1 pseudogene is annotated in these 732 nt (G+C 69.5%); it reads right to left on the reverse strand.

What is annotated here, in order from left to right:
• A pseudogene (locus HMPREF9440_RS12290) lies at window positions 1-732 on the reverse strand (DNA polymerase I); the annotation flags it as partial.

Below are 732 nucleotides of genomic sequence, written 5' to 3' on the forward strand. Positions count from 1 at the left end.
TCGTAAATGCGGGCGAGCTCGGGCTCGGCGTGAAGCGCCTGGCGCATGACGGCGCCGCAGGCGCGCGTCGCCGCGGCTTCTTCCGCAAGCAGGATGCGGACGGCTTCGGCGTCGACCGCTTCGAAGGGCTGCTTCTTCGCGCCCTTGCCGAAGACGTCGTCGCGCTTCGGGATCGTGCGGCGGAGAAGCCGCTCGGCGAGGAGGCCCAACTCGTGCTTCCTGTGGGCTTCGAGCACGTAGCTCATCAGCATCGTGTCGTCGACCGTGCCCGAGAGCGTGACGCCCACGGACGCCAACGCGTGCATCGCGGTCTTCGCGTCGTGAAGGAGCTTAGGGGCGTCGGATGCCGTCCAGTCGGCGAGCGCTTCGGAGAGTTCCTTCGCCGTCACCTCCATGTCCGCGGTCCAGACGTGGACGTCCAAGGGCGACAACGCCACCGCGACGCCCTTCATCACCGCGGCGCGGGTCTCGCCCTCCCAGAGGAGCGTGAGCGCGACGGGGGCTTCATGAAGGCGCGCCGGGTCGGTGAGCTTCGTGCGGAGCGCTTCGAGCGCGATCGGGGTGTCGAGCTTTTCAAAGAGGATCTCGTCGGGGTTTCCGCCGGAGTCCGCCGCATCGTCCGCGATCGCGCGCAGGATCTCTTCGGGCGTGCGGATCTCGGGCGGCACCATGCCGACGGGCGCGTCGGCGGGGGCAGCCGCAGCAGTCGGGACGGCCGAAACGACGGATGCG

The sequence above is a fragment of the Sutterella parvirubra YIT 11816 genome (assembly GCF_000250875.1).
GTDB lineage: Bacteria > Pseudomonadota > Gammaproteobacteria > Burkholderiales > Burkholderiaceae_F > Sutterella > Sutterella parvirubra.